Origin of the sequence: Chromohalobacter sp. (assembly GCF_039830575.1) — a bacterium.
Classification (GTDB): Bacteria; Pseudomonadota; Gammaproteobacteria; order Pseudomonadales; family Halomonadaceae; genus Chromohalobacter; species Chromohalobacter israelensis.
Genome location: NZ_JBDOOX010000006.1, coordinates 183,388 through 208,340, shown reverse-complemented (window position 1 = coordinate 208,340; position 24,953 = coordinate 183,388). Strand labels below are relative to the sequence as shown.

Sequence of the window (24,953 nt, the reverse complement as noted above, 5' to 3'; positions counted from 1 at the left end):
ACCTCAACACCGCTCGAAACCGCGTGCCACCTCGTAGTCGGAGACCACCCGCTGGAAGTCCTCGAGCTCCACTTCGGCGGCTCGCACGTAATGGTCGACCACATCTTCCCCCATGGCCTCGCGCAGCATGGTGGACCCCCTCAGGGCCTCCATGGCATCGCGCAGATTCTGTGGTATCAGGCCACTCCCCCCTTCGTAGGTATCGCCCTCGGCGGGAGGAGGCAGCGCCAGGCATTCTTCGATCCCCTTGATGCCGGCGGCCAACTGGCCGGCCATGGCCAGATAGGGGTTCAGGTCCGAGCCGCCGATGCGGCACTCGATGCGCACCGCCCGTGTACCTTCGGCGCAGAGGCGAAACCCTGCGGTACGATTATCCACCGACCAGACCGTGCGCGTGGGTGCGAAGGTGCCCTTCTGGAAGCGCTTGTAGCTATTGAGGTAGGGAGCCAGGAAGTAGGTATAGTCGGGCGCGTATTTCAGCAACCCCGCCAGGTAATGTTTCATCAAAGCGGACATGCCCAGCGCATCGCGCTCATCGTGGAAGGCTGACAGGCCCTGCTTCCACAGCGACTGGTGGATATGACTGGAACTCCCCGCATGGGCGTGGTGCCATTTCGACAGGAAAGTCACCGCCCGCCCCTGCTGCCAGGCGATCTCCTTGGTCGCATGCTTGGCAATGGTATGGTAATCCGCCGTATCGAGTGCTTTCGCGCAACGTATGTTGAGCTCCTCCTGACCCGCTCCGGCCTCCCCCTTGGTGCCTTCCACGGGTATGCCCGCCGCATGCAGGTGGTTACGTAGCGGACGCAACACATGCTCTTCCTTGGTGGTCTGGAAGATATGATAGTCCTCGTTGTACCCGCTGATCGGCTGCAGGTCGCGAAACCTTCCCTTGCGAATTTCGTCGAGGCTTTTCTCGAACAGGAAAAACTCCAGTTCGGTGGCCATTATCGCCTCCAGCCCCATCGCCTCCAGTCGCGCCAGCTGTCGCTTGAGAATGGCTCGCGGCGCATGGGGGACTTCCGCGTGCGTGCGATGATCCAGAAGATCGCACAGCACCATGGCCGTGCCCTCCAGCCACGGCACGGATCGCAGCGTGGCCAGATCCGGCTTCATGATGTAGTCGCCGTAGCCTGCCTGCCAGGAGGTGCTTGCATAGCCACCGGGCGTTGCCATCTCGAGATCCGTGGCCAATAGATAGTTGCAGCAGTGAGTCTCCTCCCAGCCATGGTCCACGAAGTGGCGCGCATGCAGCCGCTTGCCCATCAGGCGCCCCTGCATGTCGACAATGCATACGAGCACCGTGTCGATCTCACCGCTCTCGACCCTAGTCTTCAGGTCATCCAAAGCCAGCGTGTTGGTCATTTCCGAGGTTCCCAATAGCCATCACCATGACGAGGCCCGACGCACGGCCGGTCCCCTTTCAAGCGGCGTGCCCCGGCAGGTGCCAGGGCACGGGGCCGACTCATGCATCGACGTAACGATAGGGCCTGCCGGCCTTGCGCATATCGGCGTTGTACTGCTTGAAGATTTCGACCACCTTGGCCTTGGTCTCGGATTGCGCCGCGATTTCATCCCAGAACTCCTGGGCCGCCGTTTCTACCTGATCCCACTCGGCGTCGGGAATGGAAGTCAGCTCCAGCTTGTCACCGTGGACGCGCAGCCTGGCCTCGCCACCCCAGTACCAGTACTGGCGATGGTAGTGAGACTGCTCACAGCACACCTCGAACAGGAGTCTGAGGTCTTCCGGAAGCTCCTCCCAGCGTTCCATATTGACGAAGAAATGGCCGATCCAGGCACCCGAGATGTTGTTGGTCAGGAAGTAGTTGGTCACGTTGGCCCAACCGACCGTGTAGTCCTCGGTGATGCCGGACCAGGCGATCCCGTCCAGCTCGCCGGTCTGCAAGGCCACCTCGATGTCTTCCCAAGGCAACGTGACCGGCACGACACCGAACCGGGACAGAAAACGTCCGGCGGTGGGGAAGGTAAAGACACGCTTGCCCTCCAGGTCCTTGAGGCTGCGAATCGGCTCCTTGGTGGCGAAATGGCACGGATCCCAGGCGCCGGCGCTCACATGCTTGACGCCGACCTTGGCGTACTCCTCTTCCCAGATTTCCTTGAGCCCGTACTGATTGAACAGTACCGGCACATCGAGGCTATAACGGCAACCGAAGGGGAAGTACCCTCCGAAGACGGTGACCTCGGTGGGAGATGCCATCGAATCGTCATCCGACTGCACGGCATCGATGGTGCCGCGCTGCATCGCCCGGAACAGCTCTCCGGTCGGCACCAGTTGATCGGCACTGTACAGCTCGATCTGCATGCGATTCCCGGCGATCCGGTTGAACAGGTCGATGGCAGGCTTGGCCACATGCTCGGCCAGGGCGGCCCCGGCATAGGTCTGCATGCGCCACTTGATGGTCGGCTCGGAGGATGACTGGGCCATGACCCTCGAGGCCAGCGGCATGATGGCTGCACCGGCTGCGGCATTGATCAGAAATTTGCGTCTTGTTGTCATTTTTGTAGCTCTCCTGGTGTCACTATCGAATGGACATGGCCCTTGTCAGGGCTATCGTTGCTCGGTCACGCTGCTGTCAACTCCCATAAATGTAGCCTGGAAGCCAAAGGGCGATCTGCGGAAAGACCATGACCAGACTCAAGGCTGCCATCATCACCGCCACGAAGGGGAGAATGGATAAATAGATGTCACGCAGCCCGATCTCCGGGGGCGCCATGGCACGCATCAGGAAAAGGTTGTATCCGAATGGCGGCGTCATGTAGGCGATCTGCGTCGTGATCGTGTAGAGAACGCCATACCAGATCAGATCGAATCCCAGCGCCTCGACCAACGGCACGTAAAGTGGCGCCACGATCACCAGCATGGCGGTATCGTCGAGGAAGGTCCCCATGACGATGAAGCTGAGCTGCATGAGGATCAGAATCGTCCAGGGCGAGAGCCCCAGACGCTCGGTAAACAGGCCCTCGATGGCCTTCACCGCCCCCAGGCCGTCGAATATGGCCCCGAAGGCCAAGGCTGCCAGGATGATCCACATGAACATGCAGGAAATGGCCAGCGTCTTGCGCACCGATACCTCGAAGACCTGGCGCGTCATTCGTCCCTTGAGGATAGCCGCCAGCAGCGCGGCCATCGCGCCGACCGCCGAACTTTCGACTAAGGATGTCCAGCCCTTGACGAAGGGCACCATCATCACCGCAAAGATCACCAGGGGCAGCAGCCCCGCCCTCAGCAGGCGCAGTTTCTCGGCCAGCGACACGTTCCGTTCCTCGGCGGGAAGAACGGGGCCCAGGCTTGGCTGAAAGCGGCAGCGCACATAGATATAGATGATGAAGAGCGTCGCCATCATCAGCCCCGGTAGCACGCCGGCTAGCCATAACTGTCCTACGGGCTGGCGCGCGATCATGGCGTACAGCACCAGCACCACCGAAGGCGGCACCAGGATGCCGAGACTGGACCCCGCCTGGATGACGCCGGTGACCATGATCTTGTCGTACCCGCGCCGGAGCAGTTCGGGCAGGGCGATGGTGGCGCCGATCGCCATACCGGCCACCGACAGCCCGTTCATGGCCGAGATCAACACCATCAGCCCGATCGTGCCAATGGCCAGGCCGCCTTTGATCGGCCCCATCCAGACATGAAACATCCGATAGAGGTCATCGGCGATACGGCTTTCCGAGAGCACGTACCCCATGAAGATGAACATTGGCAGGGTCAGCAGCGGGTACCATTTCATCAGCTTCATCGCGGACGAGAACGGAATGTCCACTCCACCGGTTCCCCACAGCAGGACCCCCGCCAGGGCGCCGACGAAGCCGATGGCGCCGAAAACACGTTGTCCGGTGAGCAGCATCAGCATCATCGAGCTGAACATCACGATGGCGATCATTTCATATGACATCAGTCGAGCACCCCGCGCAGACGGCCGACATCCCGGAAAAATTCGGCAAGAGATTGAAGGATCATCAGCAGCACACCGAGACAGAGCACGACCTTGATGGGCCACAGCCAGGGTCTCCAGGCCGTCGGGCTACGTTCCAGAAAACCGAGCTTGTCACCGGCCGCCGCGGTCCCTTCCGTGAAGAAAGTGCCAACGAGGCTCAAGAGGAAGTCGAACGGCTCGTTACCGAAGTAGCCGAGAGAATAGGCCGTCGATACCAACCCGCCATAAAGCAGGACACCGAGGTAAAAGATCAGGAAGAAGACCGTGAAGGCATCGACCCACGCCTTGGTCTTCGGGCTCCAGTCGCCGTAGAAAAGATCCATGCGCACATTCGAGCCCATTTGAATCGAGTAGGGTCCGCCCAGCACGAAATACGCCACCATGACGAATTGTGCGGTCTCCAGCGTCCACATCGTGGGTGTCAGAAACACCTTGGAGACCGAGGACCACAGCAGCACCGCGATCAGCACGAAGATCAGATACATCGCGATCCGCCCGATGAAACGGTTCATCGCATCGATCGCGCTGATGTAACCGAGAATGACTCTAGGCATCATGCCTACCCCCGCCATGAGCAAGCTCGACGCCCAGAGCGGTCAGCGCCGGCTGAATCAGCTGCATCAACTCCCGGGCCATGGAATGAGCATCTTCCGGCGTGGCCAGCAGGTCGTTGCGAATCTCGATCATCACGTTCGCCAGGCCATTGTCGATACCGTGGCGCACCAGCGAATGGGTGACGCCGTCCTGCGGCCCGTAGGGCGCGTTGCGCTGAATGCGTCGATGGGCCAGACGATGGGCGTTCGCCAGCATCGCATCGGCCAGACGGCGATCGGCATCATGCAGAATGCCGATCTCGACCTTACGCACCCGGCCATGAAAGGTAGGCGTGAAACTGTGAACCGTGATCAGCACGGTAGGGATATCGTGAGCCTTGCGCTGTGCCAGCACCTGAGTCACAGCCTTGCAAAACGGCTCGTAGACGGCCTCGACCCGAGCGGCTCTCTGCGCTGACGTCAGCCCGCGGTTACCCGGCACCTCGACGATCTCGGAGCGCTCCGGCATTGCGCTGGCCGCCTCGGGAGGACGATTGCAGTCGTAGACCAGCCGCGAGACACGACTTGCCACCAGCGGAGCATTGAGCAATCCCGACAGCGCAATGGCCACATCGCGTGCGCCAGGATCCCAGGCGGCGTGACTGCGGCGGTGGGCGGGGTCCAGTCCCAGTCCGTGGTAGCACTCGGGAATATGGTACGACGCGTGCTCGCACAGCAGGAGAGCCGGGCCCTTGGCATACCGATAGAGAATCTCGACGTTCTGGGATAATTGTTCTAATTCGCTGGACATCATGATTTCTCCGCGACTATGTAAAGATATAGACGTCGCCAAGACCACGTGTCAATATTTTTTCAAAGACCATGAAAACGCTGAAATGTCACGGTCAGCATCCGCGCAGAACGACTCGGGAGGAGAATGTGATGGCGACCACCAATGCCGCCTCGACCGTGCGTGAACTGATCCGAGAGCACTACTCGGCGTTGACGCAAGCGGAACGCAAGTTTGCCAATGCACTACTCGATAACTATCCCGCGGCGGGTCTCGCCTCGATCACTATCGTGGCGAGCAACGTGGGGGTGTCGTCTCCCACCGTGGCGCGGATGGTCAAGAAGCTGGGATTCAAGGGCTACCCGGAATTCCACAAGGCACTGCTGAGCGAGCTGGAAGCAAAGGGCGTCGGGCCCACCAAGAGGCGTGACAACTGGTCATCCGAGGCCCCCCAGGAGCATCTGCTCAACCGGTTCTCCCAGGCGGTCACGAACAACCTGCAGCAGACCTTCGCTCATATCGATACCGAACGGTTCGATCAAGCGACCCGCCAGTTGGCCAATACCGAGAAGCGTCTTTACATTGTCGGTGGGCGCATCACCCAGGCGCTGGCCGATTATGCCTTCACGCATTTCCAGGCGGTGCGCCCCGGGGTAACCCATATGACCTCATCCTCGGGCACCTGGCCGCATTACGTGCTGGACATGGAGCCCGGGGACACCTTGCTGATCTTCGACGTCCGGCGGTACGAGACCAACCTGCTGCGCCTGACGGAAATAGTCCAAAAGCGCGGTGCGCAAATCGTGCTATTCACCGATCAGTGGGGCTCCCCCATCTCGACGCTCGCCGATTTGACCTTTCACTGCCGGGTGGAAATCCCCTCGGGCTGGGATTCCAACGTAGCGACCATGATGCTGCTGGAAACCATGATCGCCTCGGTCCAGGAGCAACGCTGGCCCGACGCTCGTGATCGCTATGAGCGGTTGGATGAGTTGTTCGACAAGACTCATTTCTTTCGCAAGTTCACCTGACGCCGAGATTCAGTCTCTTCGCTCCACGCCCTGGCCACAGCCCACCAGCGTTTGATCGCCCTGCTCGACGCTCACCTGCACCGGGTAGGGCTTGCCGCTCATGTTGTCGAAACATGCCCGTGCCCGCAGCCGGACGGTGATGGGAGTGCCATCGTCATGCGCGCGCAGCGTCATGGCCGCTTGATGCCCGTTATCCAGCCGGGCGACATGATAAGGCAAGGTTCGCACGTGCTCGCCGTAATCCGTGGTGAGCGTCATCCGGGACGTCTCGCGATCGAGTTCGAGCAGCCAGCCAGGCTCGTTGCCGCGTGCCTGAAAGATCACGCCCGGCGCCGCCTTCCGGGTCGTCGACTCGCGACGCGCGTCGCGCTGGCACGCGAGCTGGCCGTTATCGCTTTCGACATGCGCCTGCCCGTCGTGCTCCACGAACGACAACGTGCCCTTCTCATAGCGTTCGCCCTCGGCGACGACGGTGCGCGCCAGTTCGTAGTAGCCCTGGCCGGACCATAGCCGCAGATGCCCCTTGGGCGCCGCCGAGATCAGGTCCTGAGCCGGCGTGCAGCGCCAGGAGACGAACGCCTCCGCGCCATCGGCGAAGAAGGCGCTCGGCAGCAACGGCGACGTGGGGGCATCGTCGGCCTTGTCCGCCACGTCATCGAGACGCGGCGGTGGCGTGAACTCTTCTCCCGAGGCGTCGCTCACGCGTGGCGGCTCTGTGGAACTCGCGCAACCGCTCAATACGGCCGCGCACATCACACCCGACAGGACGTGCCGTGCACGTCGAGACACGCTGGGAAACATTCAGCTTCTCCTTGCTGGATGGCGCATGCCCATGCATCGAGAGCATGCTCCATGCGATATCGTTCAATCAAAGACGGCCGATAGCATAACAGCCCGTTCGCCGTGAGAAACGTCACTGCCGCAAGAAACGCAAACGCCGCCGGGGGATGCCCCGGCGGCGCGTGCAGGACGTCGTCGGACGACCTCAGCCGTAACGGCGACGCAACTCCCGTGCGGCCTCCACCATGTTGGCCAGCGCCGGCTCGACTTCGGCCCACCCGCGTGTTTTCAGGCCACAGTCCGGGTTCACCCAAAGCCGCTCGGCCGGGATTTTCTCGGCGGCCTTTTCCATCAGGCTCACCATCCATTCCACCTCGGGAATGTTCGGCGAATGGATGTCATACACCCCCGGGCCGATCTCGTTGGGATACGCGAAATCCTGAAAGGCATCGAGCAGTTCCATGTCGGAACGCGACGTCTCGATGGTGATGACGTCGGCATCCAGGGCCGCGATCGCCGCGATGATGTCGTTGAATTCCGAGTAGCACATGTGCGTGTGGATCTGCGTCTCGTCACGGGCCACCGCCGCGCTCAGCTTGAAGCTTTTCACTGCCCAGTCGAGATACTCCTGCCACTCACCCTGCCGCAGCGGCAGGCCTTCACGCAGTGCCGGCTCGTCGATCTGGATGATCTTGATGCCTGCCGCCTCGAGATCGGCGACTTCGTCCCGGAGGGACAGGGCAATCTGCCGACAGGTGGCATCGCGCGGCTGGTCATCGCGGACGAAGGACCACTGCAGGATGGTCACCGGGCCGGTGAGCATGCCCTTCATGGGCTTGTCGGTCAGCGATTGCGCGTATTCGCTCCAGCGCACCGTCATCGGCCCGGGACGGCTCACATCGCCGAAGATCACCGGCGGCTTCACGCAGCGCGAGCCGTAACTCTGCACCCAGCCGAAACGCGTGAAGGCAAAGCCGTCCAGCAGCTCGCCGAAGTACTCGACCATATCGTTACGTTCCGGCTCGCCGTGCACGGGCACGTCGATGGCCAGCGCTTCCTGGCGTTCGACGGCATGGGCGATTTCGTCGCGCATGCGGGCCTCGTAGTCATCGCGGCTCAGCTCGCCGCTCTTGAAGGCGCGTCGTGCGGCCCGGATGTCCTGGGTCTGCGGAAAGGAGCCGATCGTGGTGGTCGGAAACAGTGGCAGGTCCAGGTGGCGATGCTGCGCCTTGGCACGCGTCGCGTAGGGGCTTGCACGCTCGGCATCGTCGGCGGACACCGCCGCCAGACGCTCGCCCACGGCCGGCTTGTGGATGCGCGGCGATTGACGGCGTGCGTCCAGCGCCGCCGTCGCAGCTTCCAGTCGCGCGGTGTCTTCCGGCGTGGCGCGACCGTCGAGCAGATGCGCCAGCGTGACGATCTCGTCGAGCTTTTGCCGCGCGAAGGCCAGCCAGCTCTTGAGCTCGGCATCGAGGTCGGTTTCCGCGTCGAGGTCCACCGGCACATGCAGCAACGAGCAGGAGGCGGAGATCCACAGGCGCTCGCCGAGACGCGCCCGGGCTACCTGCAGACGCTCACGCAGCGCTGCCAGATCGGCGCGCCAGATGTTGCGCCCGTCGATGGCGCCAAGGGACAGCACCTTGTAGGTGGGCAGGCGATCGAGCACGGCGTCGAGTTGCTCGGGCGCCCGCACCGTGTCGATATGCAGGCCGGCTACCGGCAGCCCTGCGGCAAGGCCCAGGTTGTCGCCCAGCGCCCCGAAGTAGGTCGCCAGCAACAGCTTGACCGGGGCGGATTGCAGCTTGTTGTAGGCGGACTCGAACGCCTGGCGCCAATCGCGGGGCAGATCCTGCACCAGCGCCGGCTCGTCGAGCTGCACCCATTCGACACCTTGCGCGGCGAGACGCTCGAGGATTTCCCCATAGACCGACAACACGTCGTCGAGCAGCGTCAGGCGGTCGAGCCCGGCACTCTTTTCCTTGCCCAGCCACAACCAGCTCACCGGCCCCAGCAGGGCCACCTTGACCGGATGCCCCGCGGCCTGGGCCTCGGCGACCTCGTCGAACAAGCGCGTGGACGCCACCCGAAAGCGCTGGCCGGCATGCAGCTCGGGCACCAGGTAGTGATAATTGGTATCGAAGTACTTGGTCATTTCGCAGGCGGCGGCGGGGGTGCCGCTCGGCGCGCGGCCACGCGCCATGCGAAATGTCGTATCCAGGTCGACATCGCCGTCGATGGCGCCGAAGCGCGGCGGCACCGCGCCGAGCATCGCGCTGACGTTCAGCACCTGGTCGTAGAAGGCGAAATCGCCGACGGTCACGAAATCGAGTCCCGCATCGCGGCTGGCCTGCCAGTGCTCGGCCCGCAACGCCTGGCCACGACGTTCCAGCTCGGCCTGGTCGATATCTCCCTTCCAGTAAGCCTCGACGGCCTTTTTGAGTTCGCGATTCGCGCCAATGCGCGGATAGCCAAGAATGTGTGCCAGCGCCATCGTGTTTCCCCTTGCGGTATCCGGCTAGAATGAGTGACTTTCAGCAATAAGTGACTTTCTGTATCACGGCGTCGCGGTGCCGTGACGCGCTGGCAGCAGTCTCGCTGGCGACACTGAGTGAATCAAACTAAATTAACTAATCATCAAAATGAACGGCACTCATACAACATGCTCGAGCTTCGCCACCTCCGCACCCTAATCGCCCTACGCGACGCCGGCTCGCTCGTCGAAGCCGCCGAACGGGTGCATCTCACGCAGTCAGCGCTGTCGCACCAGATCAAGGATCTCGAGGAGCGCCTGGGCAGCCCCTTGTTTCTACGCAAGACACGCCCGGTCACCTTCACGCGTGCCGGGGAACGCCTGCTCGCGCTGGCGGAACAGATCCTGCCGCAGATCCGCATGGCCGAACGCGACCTGGCACGCCTGGCCGGTCATGAACAGGGCCGGCTGCACATGGCCATCGAGTGCCATAGCTGCTTTCAGTGGTTGATGCCGACCATCGATCATTTCCGCGACCATTGGCCGGAAGTCGAGGTCGACATTCCCAGCGGCTACAGCTTCGATGCACTGCCCTCGCTGGCGCGGGAGTCGCTGGACCTGGTCATCACCGCCGACCCCCAGCCGCTGGCCGGCATTCATTACGAGCCGTTGTTCCGTTACGAAGGCCTGCTGGCCGTGGGCAAGCAGCACCCGCTGGCACGGCGCGACTGGGTGACTCCCGAGGAACTGGCACGCGAAACGCTGATCACCTACCCGGTGGAACACACGCGCCTGGATGTCTTCACGCAGTTTCTGACGCCCGCGGGCTTCACGCCGGCCGAGGTGCGCACCGCCGAGTTGACGATCATGATGATGCAGCTGGTGGCCAGCGGGCGTGGCGTCTGCGCGCTGCCCAACTGGGCGCTCACCGAATACCTGGAGCGCGGCTATGTACGCGCCCTGCATCTCGGCGAGCAGGGGGTGTGGAGCACGTTGTTCGCGGCGATCCGCGAAGAAAGCCGCGACGCCCCGTGGATGGAGGATTTTCTGCGCACCGCGAGGGAAACGTCCTTCGCCGTCCTCGCGGGCATCAAGCCGGCGTAGGCATCGCCCCGGGCATCAGGCCTCGCCACCGTGCGACGGCCTGGCCTTGCCCTGGCGCCGCTCGTGCTGGGCCACTCCGGCGGTGGACAGCAGCAGACTGAAGCGCGCGCCGCCGAGTTCCGTGCTGCGCTCGACCACCACGCTACCGCCGTGCCAGATCATGATTTTCTGCACGATGGACAGCCCCAGCCCGTAGCCTCCGGAGCGCCGCGTGCGGCTGTCGTCGAGCCGCGCGAAAGGCTTGAAGATCAGCAGACGATCGGCTTCGGGCACCCCGGCGCCGTCGTCTTCGACATCCAGACGAACCGCACGGGGGTCGCGCATCACCCGCACCCAGACACGCGCTTCCGCATGCCGGCACGCGTTGGCCACCAGGTTGGAAAGCGCACGCTGCAGATAGCGCGGGTCGGCCTCGACGTCGACGTCCTCGCCATCCAGCACTTCCAGCGTCAGGTGCGGATGCAGCGGCGCCAGCGTCTCGACCACGCGACGTGCCATGGCCCGGCAATCGGTGGTTTCAGTGGCGAGCTGGATGCCCTGGGCACTGTCGCTGCCCAGACGGGCGTACGTCAGGATCTCGTCGACCAGTTGATCGAGCTCCTCGATATCGCCGTCGATATCCTGCAGCTGGCGGCGCACCACCGGCTCGTCAGTCATGTCCTCGACCATCTGCACGGCGAAGCGAATTCGCGCCACCGGGGTACGCAGCTCATGGGACACGGCGCGAATCATTTCCTGCTGGGTGCGCAGCAACGACTGCACCTGGGCGGCCATGCCGTTGAACGCCATGCCCAGGCGCCCCAAGAAGTCGCTGCTCTCCACCTTGACGCGGGTATCCAGGTGGCCCCCGGCGATGCGTGTCGCCGCCCGCTCCAGACGCTCCACGCGTCCCTCCACGCCGCGCACCACGAGATAGATGGTGCCGGCCAGCACCAGCAGCACGATCCCCAGCAAGGCGAGCGCCAGCGATACCGGCATCGGTTCGAAGGAAGGAATCGGCCCGATCGTCAGCCAGCGGTCCGATCCCAGACGCGCATGCACGTAGAGCACCCCGAGCCCCGGCTCGAGACGCACGACGACTTCGCCTCCCTCGAGCCGCGCCTGTTGAATGGGGTCGACCCCCGACGGTGGCTCCGGCGCCACCCCCAGGGGAATCTTGAAGGCACGCTTGAGCCGCGCCAGGCGCGCGGCACTCTCGTCTTCCGAGACCCCGCTGAGCCAGGTCCGCAACGCCTCGGTGGCGCCCCGCAACTGCATCTCCTTGAGCGCCCCGACACGCACTTCCAACAGCCAGTCCGTGTCCGGCAGGCGGCGCAATGCCGACCAGGCCGAGTCGTGACGCTCGATCAGGGGGCGCCCCTCATCGAGGCGAGAACGCTCGAAATAGCTCAACGCGACACCGTTCATGGGTCGCAGTGTCATGGGCACGCCCAGGGTCGACGACATCGACGCCAGCCACTCGTCGCGTTCCGCGGCCGGCTGCTCGGCGGCGAGTTGCGCGAGCACCTGCATCGGCCCGCTGGCGAGGCGTTCACGGTAGTTCTCCTGGCGCACTTGATCGACCACGAGATAGCCGAGCAGGGCCAGCCCGAAGGTCAGCACCAGCGCGAGCAGCAATAGCGCATACACACGCAGGAAGGTGCTATCCGACAGCGTGCGCCGGATCAACGTCAGCTATCCCTGACGAAAAGATAGCCCTTGCTGCGCACGGTCTTGATCCGGTGCGGATGATTGGGATCGTCGCCGATCTTGGGCCGGATTCGCGATACGCGCACGTCGATCGAACGATCCTGACCGTCGTACTTGATCCCCCGCAACTGCGAGAAGATTTCCTCCCGGGTCAGCACGCGTCCCGCATTGTCGGCCAGCAGCCACAACAGATCGAACTCGGCGCTGGTCAGGTCGATGCGCTCGTCGTCGAGCCATGCTTCGCGGGTGGCGCTATCGATGAGCAGATTGCCGAAGGTCAGTCGTGTGGCCCCGCTGGCTGCATCCAGTGTATCGGCGCGCCGCAGCAAGGCTCGCATGCGCGCCAGCAGGACACGCGGCTGAACGGGTTTGGGCACGTAGTCGTCCGCCCCCATTTCGAGCCCCAGGACCTGGTCCATGTCATCGGTACGCGCGGTCAACATGAGGATAGGGCCGGCGTAATGGCCGCGTACCCGGCGGCAGATGGAAAGGCCATCCTCACCGGGTAGCATGAGGTCGAGAATCACTATGTCCGGCTGTTCATCGAGGATGCGTTCGACGGCACGCGCGCCGTCGTATTCCAGGTCGACCCGGAACTCGTTGGCCTCGAGATATTCGCGCGTCAAGTGCGCCAGCCGCTCGTCGTCCTCTATGATCAGGACGTGATCGTGATGTTTGCTGCTGTCCAAGCTGTCATCCATCCCTTTGCATTGGTGCCATGAAGCCCTGCCTACCTTCGGCCTTGTCGTGCGAGTTCCTTTCGCCTCTTTTTTATTGTCTAGCGCGCCTTTCTTGTCTGTCTGCACGCTATTCCGGCTTGGCCGGAATGAGCGACATGACGGGGGTTGAATGTCGCCACTCCCTACCATAGCGGATAGCGGACAATGATACCCGAAATCACTCTCGACTAGATGTCGAGCATCATAGAGATAGATACGCATCTTGAAAAATCGTCCCGTGCCAGCGGGTTACGAAAAACTTGACGAAGCGCAAGAACAGCCCCCAGGAGAGCCACAGACTATCCACAACTTATCCACTTGCGACCCCCGAAAAACGGCTCTATCTTGTGCTCATCACACAGACGGCCCCCATATATAGGGACGCTCGTATTTCTCGTGCTCGCCCCGATTGGTACTTTCGTGGCATGAAAATGCCGCTAAAAGCGACGAAATCGGCGATCGTCACGTTATCACGGGATTTCTCGAGATACGGACATCGAACGGCAGCTCTTACCCGGACCCGTAACGACAGGAAGGCGTCATGGATACCTCTATTTCCCCTGGCAAGGCGTCAGTGGACATCACCGCGCCGCAACGACTGCGCGTCATCAAGCGTGGGGGTGAAGTCGCGGCCTTCGACGGCAGCAAGATCTCGGTGGCGATCACCAAGGCGTTCATCGCCACCGAAGGCGACAACGCCGCTGCATCGTCGCGCATCCGTGAATTCGTCAGCGAGGCTACCCAGAGCATCGTCGACACCTTCCTGCGGCGCATGCCCGACGGCGGCACGCTGCATATCGAGGACATCCAGGACCAGGTGGAGCTGGCACTGATGCGCGCCGGCGAGCAGAAGGTCGCCCGTGCCTATGTGCTGTATCGCGAGGAGCATGCTCGCGCTCGCCAGCCCCAGGGCGCCGATATCGCCAAACCGCACCCCAGCCTCAACGTCACCCAGGCCGACGGCACCGTGCGTCCCCTCGATCTGGGCCGGGTCGAGACCCTGGTGGCCGATGCCTGCGAAGGCCTTGCCAACGTCGAGCCGCAAAAGATCGTCGATGCCTCGTTGAAGAACCTCTACGACGGCGTCCCCATCGACGGCGTGGCCACCGCGCTGATGATGACCGCGCGCACGCTGGTCGAAAAGGAACCCAACTACACCTACGCGACCGCACGCCTGCTGCAGGACAACCTGCGCCGCGAGGCGCTGTCCTTCCTGGGCATCGCCGACGAGGCGACCTACCAGGAGATGGCCACACTGTACGCCCCCGCCTTCAAGGCGTATATCGACAAGGGCATCGAGTTCGAGCAGCTCGACGAACGCCTTCGCGAGTTCGATCTCGACCGCCTCGGCGCGGCGCTGGACCATACGCGCGACAATCAGTTCACCTACCTGGGCCTGCAGACGCTCTACGACCGTTACTTCCTGCACCACGACGACGTCCGGTACGAGTTGCCGCAGGTCATGTTCATGCGCGTCGCCATGGGGCTGGCGCTCAACGAGGACGATCCCGAAGCGCGGGCCATCGAGTTCTACGAACTGCTCTCCAGCTTCGACTACATGGCTTCCACGCCCACGCTGTTCAATGCGGGCACCCAGCGCAGTCAGCTTTCGAGCTGCTATCTGACCACCGTGCCGGATCAGCTGGACGGCATCTACAGCGCGATCCGCGACAACGCCCTGCTCTCCAAGTGGGCCGGCGGCCTGGGCAACGACTGGACGCCGGTACGCGCACTGGGCTCCTACATCAAGGGCACCAACGGCAAGTCGCAGGGCGTCGTGCCGTTCCTCAAGGTGGTCAACGACACCGCCGTCGCCGTCAATCAGGGCGGCAAGCGCAAGGGCGCGGTGTGCGCCTACCTCGAGACCTGGCACCTGGACGTCGAGGAATTCCTCGAGCTGCGCAAGAACACCGGCGACGATCGCCGCCGCACCCACGACATGAACACCGCCAACTGGGTGCCCGACCTGTTCATGAAGCGTGTCTTCGACGATGAGGAGTGGACGCTGTTCTCGCCGTCCACCTGCCCGGACCTGCACGACCTGTATGGCGCCGCCTTCGAAAAGCGCTACGCCGAGTACGAGGAGATGACCCGCAACGGACAGCTGAAGCTCTTCAAGCGGGTCAAGGCCAAGGACCTGTGGCGCAAGATGCTGTCCATGCTGTTCGAGACCGGCCATCCGTGGATCACCTTCAAGGATCCCTGCAACCTGCGCAGCCCGCAGAACCATGCCGGCGTGGTGCATAGCTCCAACCTGTGCACGGAGATCACGCTGAATACCTCGGCGGACGAAATCGCCGTGTGTAATCTGGGCTCGGTCAACCTGGCGCAACACATCGTCGACGGACGGCTCGACGGCGACAAGCTGAAGAAGACCGTGAAGACGGCCGTGCGCATGCTCGACAACGTCATCGACATCAATTATTACGCGGTGCCGCAGGCCAGGAACTCCAACTTCAAGCATCGCCCCGTGGGCCTGGGCCTGATGGGCTTCCAGGATGCCCTGTACCAGCTGGGCATTGCCTATGCCAGCGACGACGCGGTGACGTTTGCCGACACCTCGATGGAGCTGATCAGCTACCACGCCATCGAAGCCTCCAGCGACCTGGCCACCGAGCGCGGGCGCTATCAGAGCTTCGAGGGCTCGCTGTGGAGCAAGGGCGTGCTGCCCATCGACTCCATCGCCAAGCTGGCCGAGGAACGCGGTGCCGATTACATCGAGGTGGACACGTCCACCACCCAGGACTGGGCGCGTCTGCGCGACAAGGTCACCCGCCAGGGCATGCGCAATTCCAACGTCATGGCGATCGCCCCGACCGCGACGATCTCCAATATCTGCGGCGTCACCCAGTCCATCGAGCCGACCTACCAGAACCTGTTCGTCAAGTCGAACCTGTCGGGCGAGTTCACCGTGGTCAACGCCTACATGGTCAATGACCTGAAGGCCCGCGGCCTGTGGGACGAGGTCATGATCAACGATCTCAAGTACTACGATGGCAGCGTGCAGCCCATCGACCGGATTCCGGACGATCTCAAGGCACGCTATGCCAGCGCCTTCGAGGTCGAGCCCAAGTGGCTGGTGGAAGCCGCCGCGCGGCGCCAGAAGTGGATCGATCAGGCCCAGTCGCTGAACCTCTACATCGCCGGCGTCTCGGGCAAGAAGCTCGATGTCACCTACCGCATGGCCTGGTTCCGCGGTCTCAAGACCACCTATTACCTGCGTGCGCTGGGCGCCACTTCGGTGGAGAAGTCCACCGTCGATCGCGGCAAGCTCAATGCCGTGGGCAATACCGGCGGCACCGCCAGCCCGCAACCCGCGGCTGCTCCCTCGCCCAGCCCCAGCCCGGCGGCGAGCGACGCCAGCGGCGAGGCACGCGGCATCGATGACTTCCTGACCGGCAAGAGCGGCAGCGGCTCACGCGCGCCCTCGGCAGGCGACATCGACGAACTGGGCTGCGAGGCTTGCCAATAGGCGCTTCGCGCCGGCTACGGGCTTCGAGTCGCGAGCCACAAACCGCTCGTAGCTCGTAGCTCGTAGCTCGTAGCGCACACAGTCTAGCCACCGGCGTCAGCGCATGACGCCGCCAGCGAGAGAACGGGACGGACACATGCTGAACTGGGACGAATTCCACGAAGACACGGTTGATGACGAGAGCGCCGCCGCCGAGGCGCAAAAGCCCGCGCCGGCTGCCAAGCCGACACCGCAGGCCACGCCCGAGGCGCCGGCCCCCGAGCAAGTGCGCGAAAGCGCTTCCCGTTATCAGGTTGCCGATGAAGATCGCCTGACACGGGCGCGCAAGGCACTGGACGAACTCGACGTCGCCGCCGGCCTGGAAGAGCTGGAAATGGGCGCGGCACGCATCGAGGTCGACGACAAGCAGATGATCAACGCCCGCGCCGACCTCAACCAGTTGGTGCCCTTCAAGTATGAATGGGCCTGGCAGAAATACCTGGATGGCAGCGCCAATCACTGGATGCCGCAGGAAGTGAACATGAACGCCGACATTGCGCTGTGGAAAAGCAATGACGGCCTGACCGAAGACGAGCGCCGCATCGTCGAGCGCAGCCTGGGATACTTCTCGACCGCCGACTCGCTGGTCGCCAACAACCTGGTGCTGGCGCTTTATCGCCTGATCACCAATCCCGAGTGCCGCCAGTACCTGCTGCGCCAGGCGTTCGAGGAAGCCATCCACACCCACGCCTACCAGTACTGCGTGGAATCGCTGGGCATGGACGAAGGCGAAGTCTTCAACATGTATCGCGAAGTGCCCTCGGTCGCCGCCAAGTCGGCGTGGAGCCTCAAGCACACCCAGTCGCTGGCGCGTCCGGACTTCCACACCGGCACCCCGGAGACCGACCAGGAGCTGCTGCGCAACCTGATCGCCTTCTACTGCGTGACCGAAGGCATCTTCTTCTACTGCGGCTTCAGCCAGATTCTCTCCATGGGTCGGCGCAACAAGATGACCGGCGTCGCCGAGCAGTTCCAGTACATCCTGCGCGACGAGTCCATGCACCTGAACTTCGGCGTCGACATGATCAATCAGATCAAGATCGAGAACCCGCACCTCTGGACGCCGGAATTCCAGGACGAGGTCACGCAGATGATCATCGAGGGCACCGAGCTGGAAATCGCCTATGCGCGCGATTCCATGCCGCGCGGCGTACTCGGCATGAACGCGGCGATCATGGAGGAGTACCTGCACTTCATCTGCAACCGCCGCCTGGCGCAGATCGGCTTGAAGGAACAGTATCCCGGCGCGGAGAACCCGTTCCCGTGGATGAGCGAGATCATCGACCTGCGCAAGGAAAAGAACTTCTTCGAAACCCGCGTCACCGAATACCAGGTCGGCGGCGCACTGAGCTGGGACTGAGGCGCCGCCTGAACGTGCGCCGCGGGCCATGCCGGACGGCATGGCCCGCTTTGCGTCATGCCTTCGCTAGCGGTAGGCTTGCCGCCGTTCCGACTTCCCTACCCAGATCACCTCGAAAGGTAAGAACATGCAACTCGGTATCATCGGACTCGGCCGTATGGGCGGCAATATCGCCCGGCGCTTGATGCGTGGCGATCACGAGGTCGTCGCCTACGACCGCGATCAATCCATCGCCTCGGCATTGATCGAGGATGGCGCCACTCAGGCAGACTCGCTGATCGACTTGATCGACAAGCTGGCAGCGCCACGCGTGGTATGGGTCATGCTGCCCGCCGGCGACCCCACCGAGGAAACGATCCAGGCCCTCGCCGAACGGTTGGCGCCAGGCGACATCATCATCGACGGCGGCAATACCTTCTACAAGGACGACATCCGCCGCGCCAAGGCCCTGGCCACCAAGGGCATCCATTACGCGGACGTGGGCACCTCGGGCGGCGTCTGGGGCCTCGAGCGCGGCTACTGCATGATGGTCGGCGCCGAACGCGATGTCTTCGAGCACCTCGATCCGCTGTTCGATACCCTGGCCCCCGGTTACGGCAACCTGGAACGCACCCACGGCCGCAACGCGCCGCACGACAGCGCCGAGCGCGGCTACATCCATGCCGGGCCGGTGGGCGCCGGGCATTACGTGAAAATGGTGCACAACGGGATCGAGTACGGCCTGATGCAGGCCTACGCCGAGGGCTTCGAGCTGATGCAGAGCAAGTCGTCGCCGGACCTGCCGGAAGACGAGCGCTTCGACCTCAACCTCGCCGACGTGGCCGAAGTCTGGCGTCGCGGCAGCGTGGTCTCGTCCTGGCTGCTCGACCTCACCGCCCAGGCACTGACCGGCGACCCCAAGCTCGATCATTACTCCGGCGCCGTCGCCGACAGCGGCGAGGGACGCTGGACCATCGACGCCGCCGTCGAGCAAGGCGTCGCCACCCCGGTACTGGCCAACGCCCTGTTCGCGCGTTTCAACTCGCGCAAGGACAGCACCTACGCCAACCGGCTGCTCTCCGCCATGCGCTTCGGTTTCGGCGGCCACGTCGAACCGCCGAAGTGAGCGCTGATTGAAAGCCGTGGCGCCTGCCGCCGGAAGCGCCGGCGGCAGGCACTAGCACGACGCCACGACGGGCCAGCCGGCGCAGCCCATCCTCATATAAGCACGCGCAGGCACTGCCCGGCATGGTAGAGCGTGAACCCGCCTTCGTAACCGGAACTCCACAACGGTTTCGCACGTATCGGCCGAGGCGTGCATAGCGGCAGAGGCAACAGGCTGTCATCGCCAGTGTTCAGGTAATGGGCGAAGCCCTGGCCGACCACCGTGCCGGTGGTGATGCCGCGACCGTTGTAACCGGCCGCGGCCAGGATGCCGGGTGCCGGCTCAAAAAGCCGCAGGGTGTGGTCCGGCGTGAAGCCGACCTGCCCTGTCCAGGTACACTCCCAGTCCACCCGTCCCAGTTGCGGAAAATAATGGCGCTGCACCCGATCGGCCCAGCAGCGCAGGAACGACGCCGGCTTGCTGTCGCCGCAGCCCAGACTGCCGAGAATCAATCGGCCCTCGGCATCGCGCCTCAGGCTGCTGAGCACCGTGCGGGTATCCCAGGCTCCCTGGCGTTCAGGCAGAATGTCGCCGGCAAGCTCGTCGGAGAGCGGCGGGGAAGCAACCTGATAAAAGTGCCCGCGGAAGAAGTGCTCGCGCACCTGATTCCAGTGCCCTTCGGTGTAGGCATTGGTGGCGATCACCAGTCGCGGAGCTCGGACGCTGCCCTGCGGCGTGTCGACCCGCCAGGCGTCACCGTCGCGCCGAATCCCCTCGGCAGCGCTGTGAGTGTGCAGGCTGGCGCCTGCGGCATGAGCCGCCCGGGCGAGTCCTCGAGTATAGGCTGTCGGGTTGAGGGTGCCGGCCCGCCGGTCGAGCAAGGCTCGCTGGATGCGGTGGGTGCCGACACGTCGCCGACACTCGTCCCCTTCGAGCAACTCGACCGGTGCGCCGCGCCGCGAGAACTGCTCGAAGCGGCGCACCAGCTCCTCGGCGCCCTTGCTGTTGTGCGCGAGGTGCAGGGTGCCGGTCCGGGTATCCTGGCAGTCGATGTCATGCCGGTCGATGAGCGCGAAGACCTGGGCAGGCGCACGGCCAAGCACCTCGTTGGCGCGCTCGCCGTTTTCCGGCCCCAGGGCCTCCAGGATATCGTCCGGCGGGATCCACATCCCCGCGTTGACCAGGCCGACACTGCGCCCGGAGCCGCCGCTGGGTATGTCGCCCGCCTCCAGCAGCAGCACCGAGACACCGGCCTCGGCGAGGTGCAGAGCGGTACTGAGCCCGGTGATGCCGCCTCCGATGACGACGACATCGGCCCTGCTATCGCCCTCCAGGCGGGGATACTCCCGCTGGCATTCGGGGGAGGTGGACGTCCAGATACAGGCCGATTTCATGCTGCCTCCCCGGGGTCGTCGTCGCTCGACCAGTCGTAGAAGCGTCGCGGGTTGCGCTGCAGGGACTGGCGCTGCCGATCCTGCCATTCCCGGATTTCCGGAGCGTGTTCGCTGTCGGGATGCTGCGTCAACCAGTGCTCGAGATCCCGGAAGGCGCGTGGCGAATAAGGTTCGAAATCGCCCTGAGAGTGAAGCAGGGACAATTTACGTTCTTCATGGCGCATCGAGACGATCAGGGCATAGCCGGCTACGCCCCACAGGGCCACGATGGACGCGAGCATGACGATGATGGCGGACAGGCTCATGATGACTGATCTCCGGTGGACGTGGCGACATGGGGGGTGTCATGGCGACGCTTCATGATCCACATGCACAGCGGGATCATCAGGGTCAGGAGGGCCAGGCCGCTGATCGTCTTCCATGGCGTCTGACCGAGGTTGGTATAGAGGAAGTAGGCCATGATACCGAGCATGATGGCAGGGATCTGGTAGCGCACCACGAGCTCCCAGATGCGCGGCACATAAACATCAGCGCCCCGGTTGAGGCTCAGCACGCGCAGCCGACGGGCATCGAACTTCCAGCCGATGGCGATCATGATGATGAAGGTCGCCAGCGGCAGTCCCCAGTTGCCGACCACGAAATCCAGGTAGCCGAGGATATTGGCGTTCATGGCGCTGGGGATGCCCAGCAGCCAGATGATGCCGCAGATGGTCAGCACGGCCTTGGTGCGACTCGTGTTGCGCTCCTCCCGGTAGGTGGTGACGCCGACCTCGGTGATGGCGATGGCGGTGGTCAGGTTGGCGAAGAAGAAGCCCATGAAGAACAGCAGGGCCCAGAGATAACCGCCCGTCATGCTGCCGAAGGCATTGGCCAGGGCCACGAACGCCAGTTCGGCGCCGGAGCTGGGCGAGATGCCGAAGGCAAAGACGATGGGAAAGACGGCGAAGATGGCGAGCAGGCCGAAGCTGGTGTTGCCGATTGCCGTGAAGATGCCGCCACCGAGGGGGATGTCATCGTTGCGGCCGAGGTAGCTGCCATAGGTCAGGGCGATGCCCCAGCCGAGCCCGGTGGAAAATAGCGCCTGTCCCAGGGCCGCCAGCCAGGTTTCGCCTCGTGCCAGGTAGGCCCAGTTGGGGGAGAAGCTGAACTCCAGACCGGCCATGGCGCCCGGCAGCGTCACGCCCCGAATGGCGATGGCGATCAGGGCAATGGTCAGGATCGGCATCATCCATTTGGCCAGACGCTCGATACCGCCCTTGATGCCAAACAGCAGGATGCCGGTGACCAGCAGCATGGCGACGCTGTGCATGCCGACGTTCAGGGCGGTGTTCCCGCTGAAGGCCTGCCACAGGGCGGCGGTGTCGAAGTCGGTCTGGGTGAAGGTGCCGATCACGGCATGAAAGGCATAGTAGATCGACCAGCCGACGATCGACGAGTAGTAGGACATCAGCACGATGTTGAAGATCAGGATCACCAGCCCGAGGCCGACAAGGCGGTTGTTGCCGTAGAGCTTGCGGAAGGTGCCGATCAATCCCTGCCGAGTATGGCGACCGAGACTGGTCTCGCCCATCAGGCCGGGTACCGCGATCAGGTAGAGCAGCAGGAAGTAGGCGATCAGGAAGGCGCCCCCGCCGTTCTCTCCCGTCACGTAGGGCATGCGCCAGATATTGCCGGCCCCCACCATGGCGCCGACGACGGCCATCAGGTAGCCGAAGCGACTACCCCATTGTTCTCGAGAAATTGTTGTTGTCATCTTTGGACTCCATGACACGTTCTGCCTGGATGGTCGAACGCTCCCAGACCCGACCATGCGTCGAGGTTTCGAGCACGCTCATGCAACGAGGCGCCGCCCCGCATCGGGACGGCGCCTGTGATCAATCGAACTTGATGCCCTGAGCCAGTGGCAGCTCGCGGGAGTAGTTGACGGTGTTGGTCTGGCGACGCATGTAGCTCTTCCAGACGTCGGAGCCGGACTCGCGACCGCCGCCGGTCTCCTTCTCGCCACCGAAGGCACCGCCGATCTCCGCACCGCTCGGCCCGATGTTGACGTTGGCGATGCCGCAGTCGCTGCCGACATCAGAAATGAAGGCTTCGGATTCGCGCACGTCGCTGGTGAAGATGCACGACGACAGCCCCTGGGGAACGTCATTGTGCAGGGCCATGGCCTCGTCGAAGTCGCGGTAGCTCATCACATAGAGGATCGGGGCAAAGGTCTCGTTCTTGACCAGGGCGTCCTGCTGATCGACCTCGACGATGGCCGGGGTCACGTAGTAGGCGTCGGGATACTGCTCGGCGAGCTGGCGTTCGCCGCCAAAGACCCTGGCGCCCTGCTGGCGCGCCTGGTCGAGCACGGACTGCATCTGGTCGAAGGCCTGGGCATCGATGAGCGGACCGACCAGGCTGCCTTCCATGGGGTCGCCGATGGTCACGCCGGCATAGGCCTTCTTCACGCGCTCGACGACTTCGTCGCGGATCGACTCATGGACGATCAGGCGACGCAGGGTCGTGCAGCGCTGCCCGGCCGTGCCCACGGCGGAGAACAGGATGGCGCGAACCGCCATGTCGAGATCGGCGCTGGGTGCGAGGATCATGCCGTTGTTGCCGCCCAGTTCGAGGATGCTGCGACCGAAACGAGCGGCGACCCGAGGCGCGACCTCGCGGCCCATGCGGGTGCTGCCGGTGGCGCTGATCAGCGGCACGCGCGGGTCGTCGGCCAGGCGTTCGCCGGCCTCGCGGTCTCCCGGGATCACCTGGCTGAGGCCTTCGGGCGCTTCGTCGCCGAAGTCGGCCATGGCACGTTCCAGCAGCGACTGACAGGCCAGGGCGGTGAGCGGCGTCTTCTCGGAGGGCTTCCACAGCAGGCTGTTGCCGCAAACCAGTGCGAGGGCGGCATTCCAGGCCCAGGGCGCCACCGGAAAGTTGAAGGCGGTGATCAGGCCGATCGGGCCCAGCGGATGCCAGCTTTCGCGCATGTGATGCCCGGGACGCTCGGAGGCGATGGTCAGGCCGTAGAGCTGGCGCGACTGACCAACGGCAAGGTCGCAGATGTCGATCATCTCCTGCACTTCACCGAGGCCTTCCTGATAGATCTTGCCGCACTCCAGCGTGACCAGGGCGCCGAGATCCTCCTTGTGACGGCGCAGTTGCTCGCCGAACAGCCGAACCAGCTCGCCGCGGCGAGGCGCGGGCACCCGGCGCCACTGCTCGAAGGCGTGCTGGGCACGCAGCACGCGGGCCTCGACGGCATCGGCGCCCTCGAGACGGATCCGACCGAGCTCGCTGCCATCGGTGGGCGACGTGACCGTGAAGTCGCCCTGGCGGTAAGCGCTCTCGGAGACGCCGAGGCGATGCATGAGGGATTCGATCATTCTTCCTCCTACTTTTCGTTTCAGGATGCAGAAAACGAAACCAGTATTGGTGCGGCGCTTGACGCCCTTCAAACGACGTTTTATACGGAGGTCATTCCTTTTTTTCGGGTCATGACCCTCGAGATAAAAAAGAAAGCCCACGACGCGCCGCCGCTCATGACAAGCAGCGATTCATGAAGAGGAGAGATGCATGAGCCGTCCACACCTGCCCAGCCTGACCGCCATGCAGTGTTTCGAGGCCTCGGTGCGGCACATGAGTTTCACCCGGGCCGCCGACGAGCTGAACCTGACCCAGAGCGCGGTCAGCAAGCAGGTGGCGCAGCTCGAGTCGGTGCTCGAGCATCCGCTGTTCCGGCGGGTACGCAAGCGGCTCCAGGTCACCCCCGAGGGTTCGCTTTACCTCACCGAGGTGCGGAAGATTTTGGCGCAGGTGGAGATGTCCACGCGCTACATGCAGTCCTACGGCGGCCAGAGCGAAGTGCTCAATGTCACCACCCTGCCGACCTTCGGAGCGCGCTGGCTGGTTCCGCGACTCAATGGCTTTCGCTTCCGGCATCCACGGGTCTACCTGAACATCGCCAACCGCTCTGAGCCCTTCGACCTGGAGGAGGAGCGCGTCGACGTCGCCTTCTTCTTCGGCCACGGCGCCTGGCCGCGGGCCGAATGCATCCGGTTGCTCGACGAGGAGACGGTGCCGGTCTGTGCGCCTTCCGCCTTGCCTGACGGCGGCATCCAGGAGCCGCTGGCATTGACACGGCTGGTGCTCCTGCAGAACGCGACCCGGCCCGAGGCCTGGCACGACTGGTTCGAGGCACAGGACTGTTATACCGAGCACAGCTATCACGGGCCGCGTTTCGATACCTTCTACATGGCCCTGCGTGCGGCCCGGGCCGGCTGCGGCGTGGCCCTGGTACCGCGTTTCCTGGCCGAGGAGGAGTTACAGGCCGGCCTGCTGACGATTCCCTGGACGTTCGGCCTGACCAGCCGGGATGCCTATTACCTGGCCTACCCCGAACACAAGGGAGAGGTCGCCAAGGTAAGAGGCTTTATCGACTGGATACTCGAGCATCGAGATGGTCCCGGCGAGACCTGGGGGAAGCGCTGATTTATGTCGCGAGCGATGAAAGGCTGGGCGCCGCCGGAACGGAGACACCGCAGTTT

General features: G+C 63.6%; 19 protein-coding genes. 6 read left to right on the top strand and 13 right to left on the bottom strand.

The window, feature by feature from the left end:
- Positions 1–3: 3 nt before the first annotated feature.
- The 5 genes from ABGX75_RS04905 to ABGX75_RS04885 all read right to left on the bottom strand — a co-directional run bounded on the left by ABGX75_RS04905 (position 4) and on the right by ABGX75_RS04885 (position 5,303).
- Positions 4–1,365 carry a glutamine synthetase family protein gene (locus ABGX75_RS04905; protein WP_035414577.1) on the bottom strand — a complete coding sequence of 454 codons (1,362 nt, stop codon included), beginning with the start codon at positions 1,363–1,365 and terminating at the stop codon, positions 4–6.
- A gap of 100 nt (positions 1,366–1,465) precedes the next feature.
- On the bottom strand, positions 1,466–2,518 hold the full coding sequence (locus ABGX75_RS04900) for a TRAP transporter substrate-binding protein (protein WP_347410629.1): 1,053 nt from the start codon (positions 2,516–2,518) through the stop codon (positions 1,466–1,468).
- A 76-nt stretch (positions 2,519–2,594) separates the two neighbouring features.
- Entirely contained in the window at positions 2,595–3,917 is a 1,323-nt protein-coding gene (locus tag ABGX75_RS04895) for a TRAP transporter large permease subunit (RefSeq protein WP_179152820.1), read from the bottom strand.
- On the bottom strand, positions 3,917–4,531 hold the full coding sequence (locus tag ABGX75_RS04890) for a TRAP transporter small permease subunit (RefSeq protein WP_347410628.1): 615 nt from the start codon (positions 4,529–4,531) through the stop codon (positions 3,917–3,919). The genes ABGX75_RS04895 and ABGX75_RS04890 overlap by 1 nt, the downstream gene beginning before the upstream one ends.
- Positions 4,506–5,303 (bottom strand): N-formylglutamate amidohydrolase, encoded by a 798-nt coding sequence (locus ABGX75_RS04885; protein WP_148266855.1) that lies wholly within the window; start codon positions 5,301–5,303, stop codon positions 4,506–4,508. The genes ABGX75_RS04890 and ABGX75_RS04885 overlap by 26 nt, the downstream gene beginning before the upstream one ends.
- A 131-nt stretch (positions 5,304–5,434) precedes the next feature.
- Between ABGX75_RS04885 and ABGX75_RS04880 the strand changes: the two genes are divergently transcribed.
- Positions 5,435–6,313 carry a MurR/RpiR family transcriptional regulator gene (locus ABGX75_RS04880; RefSeq protein ID WP_347410627.1) on the top strand — a complete coding sequence of 293 codons (879 nt, stop codon included), beginning with the start codon at positions 5,435–5,437 and terminating at the stop codon, positions 6,311–6,313.
- Positions 6,314–6,322: 9 nt separating this feature from the next.
- On the opposite strand, the gene ABGX75_RS04875 is transcribed toward ABGX75_RS04880, so the two are convergent.
- Positions 6,323–7,015: a C-type lysozyme, inhibitor gene (locus ABGX75_RS04875; RefSeq protein WP_148266791.1), complete on the bottom strand. Its 693-nt coding sequence runs from the start codon at positions 7,013–7,015 to the stop codon at positions 6,323–6,325.
- 283 nt (positions 7,016–7,298) lie between these two features.
- Positions 7,299–9,584, bottom strand: a complete 2,286-nt coding sequence (gene metE, locus ABGX75_RS04870) for a 5-methyltetrahydropteroyltriglutamate--homocysteine S-methyltransferase (RefSeq protein WP_179152823.1) — start codon at positions 9,582–9,584, stop codon at positions 7,299–7,301.
- Between the two features lie 168 nt (positions 9,585–9,752).
- Here metE and ABGX75_RS04865 point away from each other — a divergent pair, with 168 nt between their 5' ends.
- Complete coding sequence (locus tag ABGX75_RS04865; RefSeq protein ID WP_011505978.1) at positions 9,753–10,667, top strand: LysR family transcriptional regulator; 915 nt, start codon at positions 9,753–9,755, stop codon at positions 10,665–10,667.
- A 15-nt stretch (positions 10,668–10,682) separates the two neighbouring features.
- On the opposite strand, the gene ABGX75_RS04860 is transcribed toward ABGX75_RS04865, so the two are convergent.
- Positions 10,683–12,335: an ATP-binding protein gene (locus ABGX75_RS04860; protein ID WP_011505977.1), complete on the bottom strand. Its 1,653-nt coding sequence runs from the start codon at positions 12,333–12,335 to the stop codon at positions 10,683–10,685.
- Between the two features lie 2 nt (positions 12,336–12,337).
- Entirely contained in the window at positions 12,338–13,057 is a 720-nt protein-coding gene (locus tag ABGX75_RS04855) for a response regulator (RefSeq protein ID WP_011505976.1), read from the bottom strand.
- A 559-nt stretch (positions 13,058–13,616) separates the two neighbouring features.
- Here ABGX75_RS04855 and ABGX75_RS04850 point away from each other — a divergent pair.
- The 3 genes from ABGX75_RS04850 to gnd all read left to right on the top strand — a co-directional run bounded on the left by ABGX75_RS04850 (position 13,617) and on the right by gnd (position 19,051).
- On the top strand, positions 13,617–16,547 hold the full coding sequence (locus tag ABGX75_RS04850) for a ribonucleoside-diphosphate reductase subunit alpha (protein ID WP_347410626.1): 2,931 nt from the start codon (positions 13,617–13,619) through the stop codon (positions 16,545–16,547).
- Positions 16,548–16,683: 136 nt separating this feature from the next.
- Positions 16,684–17,946, top strand: coding sequence for a ribonucleotide-diphosphate reductase subunit beta (locus tag ABGX75_RS04845; protein WP_011505974.1), 1,263 nt, complete (start codon positions 16,684–16,686; stop codon positions 17,944–17,946).
- 127 nt (positions 17,947–18,073) lie between these two features.
- Positions 18,074–19,051, top strand: coding sequence for a phosphogluconate dehydrogenase (NAD(+)-dependent, decarboxylating) (gnd, locus tag ABGX75_RS04840; RefSeq protein WP_110061885.1), 978 nt, complete (start codon positions 18,074–18,076; stop codon positions 19,049–19,051).
- Positions 19,052–19,143: 92 nt separating this feature from the next.
- Here the strand turns inward: gnd and ABGX75_RS04835 are convergent, their stop codons facing one another.
- The 4 genes from ABGX75_RS04835 to ABGX75_RS04820 form a co-directional block, all read right to left on the bottom strand.
- Positions 19,144–20,424, bottom strand: a complete 1,281-nt coding sequence (locus ABGX75_RS04835; RefSeq protein ID WP_287125003.1) for an FAD-binding oxidoreductase — start codon at positions 20,422–20,424, stop codon at positions 19,144–19,146.
- Positions 20,421–20,729 (bottom strand): hypothetical protein, encoded by a 309-nt coding sequence (locus ABGX75_RS04830; RefSeq protein WP_179152829.1) that lies wholly within the window; start codon positions 20,727–20,729, stop codon positions 20,421–20,423. The genes ABGX75_RS04835 and ABGX75_RS04830 overlap by 4 nt, the downstream gene beginning before the upstream one ends.
- On the bottom strand, positions 20,726–22,177 hold the full coding sequence (locus ABGX75_RS04825) for a sodium-dependent transporter (RefSeq protein ID WP_179152830.1): 1,452 nt from the start codon (positions 22,175–22,177) through the stop codon (positions 20,726–20,728). Before ABGX75_RS04825 ends, ABGX75_RS04830 begins: the two co-directional genes overlap by 4 nt.
- A 121-nt stretch (positions 22,178–22,298) precedes the next feature.
- A complete protein-coding gene (locus ABGX75_RS04820) occupies positions 22,299–23,792 on the bottom strand; it encodes an aldehyde dehydrogenase family protein (RefSeq protein WP_287125002.1) in 1,494 nt (497 codons plus the stop codon).
- A gap of 190 nt (positions 23,793–23,982) precedes the next feature.
- Here ABGX75_RS04820 and ABGX75_RS04815 point away from each other — a divergent pair, with 190 nt between their 5' ends.
- The gene (locus ABGX75_RS04815; protein WP_287125001.1) at positions 23,983–24,897 is read left to right on the top strand and encodes a LysR family transcriptional regulator; all 915 of its coding nucleotides are present in this window, start codon (positions 23,983–23,985) and stop codon (positions 24,895–24,897) included.
- Positions 24,898–24,953: the final 56 nt, after the last annotated feature.

Bases quoted from the DNA above. Each gene is read 5' to 3' on its own strand.
- ABGX75_RS04825 (WP_179152830.1), bottom strand. From the start codon at position 22,177: ATGACAACAACAATTTCTCGAGAACAATGGGGTAGTCGCTTCGGCTAC.
- ABGX75_RS04905 (WP_035414577.1), bottom strand. From the start codon at position 1,365: ATGACCAACACGCTGGCTTTGGATGACCTGAAGACTAGGGTCGAGAGC.
- ABGX75_RS04830 (WP_179152829.1), bottom strand. From the start codon at position 20,729: ATGAGCCTGTCCGCCATCATCGTCATGCTCGCGTCCATCGTGGCCCTG.
- ABGX75_RS04820 (WP_287125002.1), bottom strand. From the start codon at position 23,792: ATGATCGAATCCCTCATGCATCGCCTCGGCGTCTCCGAGAGCGCTTAC.
- ABGX75_RS04885 (WP_148266855.1), bottom strand. From the start codon at position 5,303: ATGTCCAGCGAATTAGAACAATTATCCCAGAACGTCGAGATTCTCTAT.
- ABGX75_RS04890 (WP_347410628.1), bottom strand. From the start codon at position 4,531: ATGGCGGGGGTAGGCATGATGCCTAGAGTCATTCTCGGTTACATCAGC.
- ABGX75_RS04895 (WP_179152820.1), bottom strand. From the start codon at position 3,917: ATGTCATATGAAATGATCGCCATCGTGATGTTCAGCTCGATGATGCTG.
- gnd (WP_110061885.1), top strand. From the start codon at position 18,074: ATGCAACTCGGTATCATCGGACTCGGCCGTATGGGCGGCAATATCGCC.
- metE (WP_179152823.1), bottom strand. From the start codon at position 9,584: ATGGCGCTGGCACACATTCTTGGCTATCCGCGCATTGGCGCGAATCGC.
- ABGX75_RS04835 (WP_287125003.1), bottom strand. From the start codon at position 20,424: ATGAAATCGGCCTGTATCTGGACGTCCACCTCCCCCGAATGCCAGCGG.
- ABGX75_RS04865 (WP_011505978.1), top strand. From the start codon at position 9,753: ATGCTCGAGCTTCGCCACCTCCGCACCCTAATCGCCCTACGCGACGCC.
- ABGX75_RS04815 (WP_287125001.1), top strand. From the start codon at position 23,983: ATGAGCCGTCCACACCTGCCCAGCCTGACCGCCATGCAGTGTTTCGAG.
- ABGX75_RS04855 (WP_011505976.1), bottom strand. From the start codon at position 13,057: ATGGATGACAGCTTGGACAGCAGCAAACATCACGATCACGTCCTGATC.
- ABGX75_RS04900 (WP_347410629.1), bottom strand. From the start codon at position 2,518: ATGACAACAAGACGCAAATTTCTGATCAATGCCGCAGCCGGTGCAGCC.
- ABGX75_RS04845 (WP_011505974.1), top strand. From the start codon at position 16,684: ATGCTGAACTGGGACGAATTCCACGAAGACACGGTTGATGACGAGAGC.
- ABGX75_RS04850 (WP_347410626.1), top strand. From the start codon at position 13,617: ATGGATACCTCTATTTCCCCTGGCAAGGCGTCAGTGGACATCACCGCG.
- ABGX75_RS04880 (WP_347410627.1), top strand. From the start codon at position 5,435: ATGGCGACCACCAATGCCGCCTCGACCGTGCGTGAACTGATCCGAGAG.